The sequence below is a fragment of the Kitasatospora sp. NPDC059803 genome (assembly GCF_042732255.1).
Lineage (GTDB): Bacteria > Actinomycetota > Actinomycetes > Streptomycetales > Streptomycetaceae > Kitasatospora.
In genome coordinates this window covers 9,520-17,878 of sequence record NZ_JBHWIJ010000176.1, presented here as the reverse complement: position 1 = coordinate 17,878, position 8,359 = coordinate 9,520, and the positions used below count along the sequence as shown (strand labels likewise).

Sequence of the window (8,359 nt, the reverse complement as noted above, 5' to 3'; positions counted from 1 at the left end):
GGGCGCGCGCGGGGGCGGGGGGGGGCGGCGCGCGCGCGGGCGGGGGGGAACACTCCCCGCGGGCGGGGTCCCGCGCCGCCGGAGCGACCGGCCCCGGGCGGTTGCCGAACGCGGCGGCGAAGTTGACCCCGACGATGCCCGCCCAACTGACCAGCAGGCCGAAGAAACCGCCGCCCTGCGGGCTGGCCGCGATCGCGGTGAGCGGGATGCCGAGGGCCAGCGAGATCACCGCCAACCGGTTGCCGGGCCGGCCGAGCCCCGGCCCCGGCCCCGGGCGGTGCGGTCGGCGCCGGTGCGCGGGCTCGTAGTCGTCCATCCGCTCGGCCACCCGGCGCTCGACCCGGGCGTCCAGGCGGGCGTCCAGGCGGCTCAGGAACGAGTCGACCAGCTCCGGCTCGTACTCCTTGCCGAGTTCCTTGCGAGCGTGCAGGGCGGCGTCGAGGTCGCGCCGCAGGTCGTCCTGGCGAGTGTCCATGGGAACAGCCTGGGCCCGTGTCAGGGGCGCGGTCCATCCGTCGGTGGGGGAATCCGGGCGGGTTCAGGGAGAATTCAGGGTTACCCCGAGCCCCCACCCGCTCGGGCCGTCTCGCCCGGCGTCCCGCCGTACGAGACGTCTTTGCCAGGCGCGACGCACTGCTGCACAGTCGTCGTCCGAATCGCTCGCATCCGGAGGTACCGCTGATGACCGCCACCGACGAGGCCGGCACGGTCGGCCCCTCCGCCCGGCTGCTCCAGCTGTTCGAAGGCCACCGACTGACCCCGACCCAGCGGCGGATCGCGCACTCGCTGGTCCGGCACGCCACCGAGGCGCCGTTCCTCTCCAGCGTCGAGGTCGCCGAACTCGCCGGCGTCAGCCAACCGTCCGTCACCCGCTTCGCGGTCGCCCTCGGCTACGACGGCTACCCGGCGCTGCGCAAGCAGCTGCGCGAACTCGGCGCGGGCGAGCCGGCCGCACCCGAGACCCCCGACGACGCGGTGCGCAACGAGCACCAGCAGGCCGTGCTCGCCGAGATCGCCCACCTGCGCCACCTCGCCGAACTCCTCGCCGACCCCGAGCCGATCACCCGCGCCGCCCGGCTGCTCGCCGCCTCCCGCCCACTGCCGGTGCTCGGCCTGCGGGCCGCCTCCGCGCAGGCGCGCGGCTTCGCCTACTTCGCCGCCAAGGTGCACCCGGACATCCGCCTCCTCGACGAGGGCGGCAGCATGCTCGCCGACCGGCTGGAACAGGCCGCCGCGGCCGGGGCCACCGCGCTGCTCTGCTTCGCGCTGCCGCGCTACCCGCGGGAGCTGATGGACGCGCTGACGGTGGCCCGCGAGTGCGGGCTGACGGTGCTGACCGTCGCCGACAGCGCCTTCGCGCCGGTCGCCAAGCTCTCCGACCTGATGCTGCCGGCCGCCGTCGGTACCGGGCTGGTCTTCGACACCGCGTGCGCGCCGATGATGCTCGGCCGGGTGCTGTTGCAGCGCATGTGTGACGAACTCCCGGGCGCGGAGGCCCGGTTGGAGGCCATCGAGCAGTCCGCCGCGGCACGTGGCCTGTTTTTGGAGTAGACACGGCGGGGAGTAGCCGTCACGAACCCGGGCATCCCCTACAGCAGGGGGTGCCGCCCATGCGCGTGATCCACGAGATGAAGTTCGTCGCCCGCCTGGCCTCGGGTGTCGACGAATGGTCCTGCCCCACCTGCGGACGCCGCGTCACCCTGCGGCGCCTGCCCGATCCCGAACTGACCGTCCTCGACCCGGGAGACGAGTCCGCCGTGCACGTCGGCGTCATCGAACCCGACGCCCGCGCCGCCGCCGCGGCCGCCGAGAAGTACGGCCTCGGCCCGGTCCAGAACATCCCCCGCCCGCCGACCCCGCCCACCCCCGACGCCGCCGACCGCCGCTGGCTCGCCGAGATCGGCATCGACTGGGACGGCGACGCCGCGGCCTGACTCAGGCGCGGGGTGCGTACAGCGGCAGTGCGGAGGTGTCCAGCTCGGCGGGCAGCGGCGCGGGCAGCGGGACGGGCTCGCCGTACTTGCCGTGCAGCACGCCCTGGTACTCGCCGTCGCGGGGGTGGGTGCGGAGCGTCCAGACGCCCTTGCGGGGGTCGACCGCGAGGAGGACCGGCACGCCCGCGACCGCGTACCAGCTGGTTTTGGTCGCGATGTGGCTGACCCGCTCGGAGGTGGAGATGACCTCCACGGCGAGCTCGACGTCGTGCGGGTCGGCCAGCCAGTCGTCGTCGTCCTCCCAGTCGGACGGCAGGACGACCAGGTCGGGTGTCGCGTAGTCCTCGGCGTCGTCGGGCATGTTGATCGAGGAGACCTCGTAGGCGCCGAGACCGGCCGGGAGGCTGCCGTCGAGTTGGCGGGACAGGCGCTTGACCGTCCCCGCGTGCTTGCCGCGAGGAGTGGGGGACATCACCAGGGTTCCTCCGATGATCTGGACGCGGAGGCCGGTGCTCCGCTCGATCTCCTCCGCCACATCCCGCAGTTTGCCGGGCCGCACGGTGATCGCAGTCATCGTGTTCTCCGTTCTCGTCGCTGGGCCGAGTGGCTGGTGTTCGCCGGGTTCAGGCTAGCGCGCCGGGTCGGTCGGCGGCGGGGCTGATCGGATGGGTTCGGGGTCTGGTCGGGAGTTGATTGTTTGGATATATTCAGCCGAGCTGAATCTGAATGAATCCATCCGCAGGGAGGCCAGGACATGGTGCAGCAGGCGAGTGGGCCGCGTGAGGTCAGGGCGGCGCGGGGGACGGGGCTGACGACGCAGGGGTGGCAGCAGGAGGCGGCCCTGCGGATGCTGATGAACAACCTCGACCCGGAGGTCGCCGAGCACCCGTCGAAGCTGGTGGTGTACGGCGGGACGGGCAAGGCGGCGCGGGACTGGCGCTCGTTCGACGCCATGGTGCGGACGCTGGAGGGGCTGAAGCAGGACGAGACCATGCTGGTCCAGTCCGGGCGGCCGGTCGGCGTCATGCAGACCCACGAGTGGGCGCCGCGGGTGCTGATCGCCAACTCCAACCTGGTCGGCGACTGGGCCAACTGGGAGGAGTTCCGCCGGCTGGAGAGCCTCGGGCTCACCATGTACGGGCAGATGACCGCCGGCTCGTGGATCTACATCGGCACCCAGGGCATCCTGCAGGGCACCTACGAGACCTTCTCGGCCGTCGCCAACAAGCGGTTCAACGGCACGCTGGAAGGCACCATCACCCTCACCGCCGGCCTCGGCGGGATGGGCGGCGCCCAGCCGTTGGCCGTCACCATGAACGGCGGCGTGGCGATCTGCATCGACTGCGACCCGTCGCGGATCGCCCGCCGGATCGAGCACCGCTACCTGGACGTCGAGGCCAAGGACCTCGGGCACGCGCTGGAGCTGGCCACCGCCGCCCGCGACAAGCGGCAGCCGCTGTCCATCGGCGTGCTGGGCAACGCCGCCGAGCTGGTCCCGCAACTGCTCGCGATGGACGCGCCGATCGACATCGTCACCGACCAGACCAGCGCCCACGACCCGCTCGCCTACCTGCCGGTGGGCGTCGCCTTCGACGACATGGCGGACTACGCGGCGGCCAAGCCCGCCGAGTTCACCCAGCGGGCCCGCGAGTCGATGGCCCGGCACGTCGAGGCGATGGTCGGCTTCCAGGACGCGGGCGCCGAGGTCTTCGACTACGGCAACTCGATCCGCGGCGAGGCCCAACTGGCCGGATACGACCGCGCGTTCGCCTTCCCCGGGTTCGTCCCCGCGTACATCCGGCCGCTGTTCTGCGAGGGCAAGGGCCCGTTCCGCTGGGCGGCGCTGTCCGGCGACCCGCAGGACATCCACAAGACCGACAAGGCCGTCCTCGACCTCTTCCCGGAGAACGAGTCGCTGCACCGCTGGATCAAGATGGCCCAGGAGAAGGTGCACTTCCAGGGCCTGCCCGCACGGATCTGCTGGCTCGGCTACGGCGAGCGCGACAAGGCCGGCGAGCGCTTCAACGACATGGTCGCCTCCGGCGAGCTGTCCGCGCCGATCGTGATCGGCCGCGACCACCTCGACTGCGGCTCGGTCGCCTCCCCGTACCGGGAGACGGAGGCGATGCTGGACGGCTCGGACGCGATCGCCGACTGGCCGCTGCTCAACGCCATGGTCAACGTGGCCTCCGGCGCGTCCTGGGTCTCCATCCACCACGGCGGCGGCGTCGGCATCGGCCGCTCGATCCACGCCGGCCAGGTCACCGTCGCCGACGGCACCGCGCTGGCCGGCGAGAAGATCCGCCGGGTGCTCACCAACGACCCGGGCATGGGCGTGATCCGGCACGTGGACGCCGGCTACGACCGGGCCACCGAGGTCGCCGCCGAGCGCGGGGTGCGCGTCCCGATGGGTGAGCTGTGACGTCCTCGTTCGAAGAGATGTGGGCGGAGCTGCTCCCCGTGGGCCGCTCCGCCGCCTCCGGCGGCTACCGCCGCTTCGCCTGGAACTCCGCCGACGCCGAGTGCCGGGCCTGGTTCGAGCAGCAGGCCCGTGACCGCGGCCTCGCCTACGAGCTGGACCGCAACGGCAACCAGTGGGCCTGGCTGGGCGATCCGAACGCGGGCGGGGCGGTCGTCACCGGCTCGCACCTGGACTCCGTCCCGGACGGCGGCGCCTTCGACGGCCCGCTCGGCGTGGTCTCCTCCTTCGCGGCCCTGGACGAACTCCGCGGCCGCGGGGCCGAGTTCACCCGACCGCTGGCGATCACCAACTTCGGCGACGAGGAGGGCGCCCGGTTCGGCGTGGCCTGCATCGGCTCCCGGCTGTCCGCCGGCGTGCTCTCCCGCGAGGCCGCGTACGAGCTGCGCGACGCCGACGGCGTCCGGCTGCCCGACGCGATGGAGCGGGCCGGCTACGACCCGGGCGCGATCGGCGCGGACGACGACCGGCTGGCCCGGATCGGCGCCTTCGTCGAACTGCACGTCGAGCAGGGCCGCCTCCTCGCCGAGGACCGGCCGGTCGGCGTGGCCAGCGCGATCTGGCCGCACGGCCGCTGGCGGTTCGACTTCCACGGCGAGGCCAACCACGCCGGCACCACCCGGATCGAGGACCGCCGCGACCCGATGCTGACGTACGCCAACACCGTGCTCGCGGCCCGCAAGAAGGCCCGGCAGGCGGGCGCGCTGGCCACCTTCGGCAAGGTCGCGGTCGAGCCCAACGGCACCAACGCGATCGCCTCGCTGGTGCGCGGCTGGCTGGACTCCCGGGCCGCCGACGAGGCGACGCTCACCGCGCTGGTCGAGGAGATCGAGCAGGCCGCCGCCGAGCGCGGCGGGCGCGACGGCGTCCGGGTCGAGCTGACCCGCGAGTCCTACACCCCGGTGGTGGACTTCGACGGCCCGCTGCGCGACCGGCTCGCCAAGCTGCTGGACGCCCCGGTGCTGCCTACCGGTGCCGGACACGACGCCGGGATCCTGGCGTCGGCCGTCCCGACCGCCATGCTGTTCGTGCGCAACCCCAGCGGGGTGTCGCACTCCCCGGCCGAGCACGCCGAGGAGGCCGACTGCCTGGCCGGGGTCGCCGCCCTCGCCGACGTACTGGAGGACCTGGCGTGTCGCTGAGCCCATTGACCTCGGGGCCCGAGCCGGTGGCGTACTGGGCGCAGTACGCCTGGCTGCCGCACCCCAACGGGCCGGTGGTCGAGCGGAACGTGCTGATCACCGCCGGCCCCGGCGGCCGGATCACCGCGGTGACCCCGGACAGCGGGCCCTGCCCGCCCGGGGCCGTCCGCCTCGACGGGCTGCTGCTGCCCGGCCAGGCGAACGCCCACTCGCACGCCTTCCACCGGGCGCTGCGCGGCCACGTCCAGGTCGGCTCCGGCACCTTCTGGACCTGGCGCGACACCATGTACCGGTTCGCCGGGGCGCTCGACCCGGACCGCTACCTGGCGCTCGCCACCGCCGTCTACGCCGAGATGGCGTTGGCCGGGGTCACCGCCGTCGGCGAGTTCCACTACCTGCACCACGCCCCCGGCGGCGCCCGCTACGACGACCCCAACGCGATGGGCGAGGCGCTGATCGAGGCCGCCGCCCGGGCCGGCATCCGGATCACCCTGCTCGACACCTGCTACCTGTCCGCCGGCTTCGGCGCCGAGCCGACCAGGCCGCAGCAGCGGTTCAGCGACGGCGACGCCGAGGCCTGGGCGGTGCGGGCGGAGGCGCTCAAGCCCCGCGAGCACGCCCGGATCGGCGCCGCCGTCCACTCGGTGCGGGCCGTCCCGGCCGAGCAGTTGGGCACCGTCGCGCAGTGGGCGGCGGTGCGCGAGGCGCCGCTGCACGTCCACCTGTCCGAGCAGACCGCCGAGAACGACGCCTGCCTCGCCGCGCACGGCGTCACCCCGACCCGGCTGCTCGCCGACCACGGCGTGCTCGGCCCGCGCACCTCGGCCGTGCACGCCACCCACCTCACCGACGAGGACGTCCGGCTCCTCACCGACACCTCCACCACCATCTGCATGTGCCCCACCACCGAGCGGGACCTCGCGGACGGCATCGGCCCGGCCCGCCGGCTCGCCTCGGCGGGCTGCCCGGTCACCCTGGGCAGCGACAGCCACGCCGTCATCGACCCGTTCGAGGAGGCCCGCGCCCTGGAGCTGAACGAGCGGCTGCGCACCCGCACCCGCGGGCACTGGACGGCCAACCTCCTGCTGCGGGCCGGCACCGAGGACGGGCACGCCTCGCTCGGCTGGCCGGAGGCGGGGCGGGTCGAGGCCGGCGCGCTCGCCGACTTCACCGTGATCGCCCTGGACTCGGTGCGCACCGCGGGCCCGCCGCCCCGCCTCGGCGCCGAGACCGCCGTCTTCGCGGCCTCGGCGGCCGACGTGCGGCACGTGGTGGTCGGCGGCCGGCAGATCGTCCGGGACGGCGTGCACCAGCTCGTCGCGGACGTGCCGGGCGCGCTGCGGGACTCGATCGGCGTGCTGGACCACTGACCTCTTTGTTCAATTCCCTTCGGAAGGCGTTGTCTTGAGCACCAGGACCACCTTGATCACGGGCATCGGCAGCCTGGTCACCAACGACCCCGGGCACGGCACCGGGCCGCTCGGCCTGCTCACCGACGCGGCCGTGGTGATCGACGGCGGAACGGTTGCCTGGGTCGGCCCGGCGGCGCAGGCCCCGGCGGCGGACGAGCGTTTCGAGGCCGGGGGCCGGGCGCTGCTGCCCGGCTTCGTCGACTCGCACGCCCACCTGGTGTTCGCGGGCGACCGGACCGCCGAGTTCAACGCCCGGATGTCCGGGCAGGCGTACTCGGCGGGTGGCATCCGGACGACGGTGGCGGCCACCAGGGCGGCGAGTGACGCCGAACTGGAGGCCAACCTGGCCGGGTTCGTCCGGGAGGCGCTGCGGCAGGGCACCACCACCATCGAGTGCAAGTCCGGCTACGGGCTGACGGTCGAGGACGAGGCGCGGGCGCTGCGGATCGCCGCGCGGCACACCCCGGAGACCACCTACCTGGGCGCGCACGTGGTCGCGCCCGAGTACGCCGACGACCCGGCCGGGTACGTCGACCTGGTCACCGGCGAGATGCTGGACGCCTGCGCCCCGCACGCCCGCTGGGTGGACGTGTTCTGCGAGCAGGGCGCCTTCGACGGCGACCAGGCGCGGGCCGTTCTGACGGCGGGGATCGAGAAGGGCCTCACACCGCGCGTGCACGCCAACCAGCTCACGTACGGGCCCGGCGTGCAGCTCGCCGTCGAGCTGGGCGCCGCCTCGGCGGACCACTGCACCCACCTGACCGACGAGGACGTGGCGGCGCTGGCCGGCTCGGGCACGGTCGCGACGCTGCTGCCGGGGGCGGAGTTCTCGACGCGGGCCGACTACCCGAGCGGGCGCAGGCTGCTGGACGCGGGCGCGGTGGTGGCGCTGTCCACCGACTGCAACCCGGGCTCCAGCTTCACCAGTTCGATGGCGTTCTGCATCGCGGTCGCGGTGCGCGAGATGGGCATGACCCCCGACGAGGCGGTCTGGGCGGCAACTCTGGGCGGCGCCCACGCGCTGCGGCGCAGCGACGTCGGCACCGTCACGGTCGGCGCCCGCGCCGACCTGCTGCTGCTGGAAGCGCCGTCGCATGTGCACCTGGCCTACCGCCCGGGTGTCCCCCTGACGGCCGCGGTCTGGCGCGCGGGGGTTCGGGAGGCCTGAGCGGCTGGAACTGTCGCCATATGGGCTATGACCTGCGGTGATGTCGTTCGGCGGAGCCAGATCGCCACGCGATCGCCGCACCTCGGCCAGCCGTCACGCATCACGTCGCTCGAACAAAGCAAACCGCCCCGGCCGTCTCGGCCGGGGCGGTTCTCTCATCTTCTCGAACTGACCGGTAGTTCCCCGGGGGGGCGACGGGCCGCCCGGGCGTCTCGGGGTGGCGA

Annotated in this window: 8 protein-coding genes; 6 read left to right on the top strand and 2 right to left on the bottom strand. The window is 73.9% G+C overall.

Annotated features, from left to right (window positions below; genetic code table 11):
* The coding region (locus tag ACFV6I_RS25265) for a hypothetical protein (protein WP_380427760.1) at positions 1 to 475 on the bottom strand (475 nt) is incomplete at its 3' end.
* Positions 476 to 681: 206 nt separating this feature from the next.
* Between ACFV6I_RS25265 and ACFV6I_RS25260 the strand changes: the two genes are divergently transcribed.
* Together ACFV6I_RS25260 and ACFV6I_RS25255 are read left to right on the top strand one after the other, a co-directional pair.
* Positions 682 to 1,551, top strand: coding sequence for a MurR/RpiR family transcriptional regulator (locus ACFV6I_RS25260; RefSeq protein ID WP_363369166.1), 870 nt, complete (start codon positions 682 to 684; stop codon positions 1,549 to 1,551).
* Positions 1,552 to 1,610: 59 nt separating this feature from the next.
* Positions 1,611 to 1,934, top strand: coding sequence for a hypothetical protein (locus tag ACFV6I_RS25255; RefSeq protein WP_063349091.1), 324 nt, complete (start codon positions 1,611 to 1,613; stop codon positions 1,932 to 1,934).
* Between the two features lies 1 nt (position 1,935).
* Here ACFV6I_RS25255 and ACFV6I_RS25250 read toward each other — a convergent pair whose 3' ends face one another.
* Complete coding sequence (locus tag ACFV6I_RS25250) at positions 1,936 to 2,508, bottom strand: Uma2 family endonuclease (protein ID WP_380345495.1); 573 nt, start codon at positions 2,506 to 2,508, stop codon at positions 1,936 to 1,938.
* Between the two features lie 180 nt (positions 2,509 to 2,688).
* On the opposite strand from ACFV6I_RS25250, the gene hutU reads away from it, so the two are divergent.
* From hutU to hutI, 4 genes are read left to right on the top strand one after another with little or no spacing between them, the layout of a single operon-like run.
* Positions 2,689 to 4,356 carry a urocanate hydratase gene (hutU, locus tag ACFV6I_RS25245; RefSeq protein WP_063349093.1) on the top strand — a complete coding sequence of 556 codons (1,668 nt, stop codon included), beginning with the start codon at positions 2,689 to 2,691 and terminating at the stop codon, positions 4,354 to 4,356.
* A gap of 17 nt (positions 4,357 to 4,373) precedes the next feature.
* Positions 4,374 to 5,555 carry an allantoate amidohydrolase gene (locus ACFV6I_RS25240; RefSeq protein WP_380427762.1) on the top strand — a complete coding sequence of 394 codons (1,182 nt, stop codon included), beginning with the start codon at positions 4,374 to 4,376 and terminating at the stop codon, positions 5,553 to 5,555.
* Positions 5,546 to 6,925, top strand: a complete 1,380-nt coding sequence (locus ACFV6I_RS25235) for a formimidoylglutamate deiminase (RefSeq protein WP_380345493.1) — start codon at positions 5,546 to 5,548, stop codon at positions 6,923 to 6,925. Before ACFV6I_RS25240 ends, ACFV6I_RS25235 begins: the two co-directional genes overlap by 10 nt.
* A 34-nt stretch (positions 6,926 to 6,959) precedes the next feature.
* Positions 6,960 to 8,135, top strand: coding sequence for an imidazolonepropionase (hutI, locus tag ACFV6I_RS25230; RefSeq protein WP_380427758.1), 1,176 nt, complete (start codon positions 6,960 to 6,962; stop codon positions 8,133 to 8,135).
* Positions 8,136 to 8,359 lie beyond the last annotated feature (224 nt).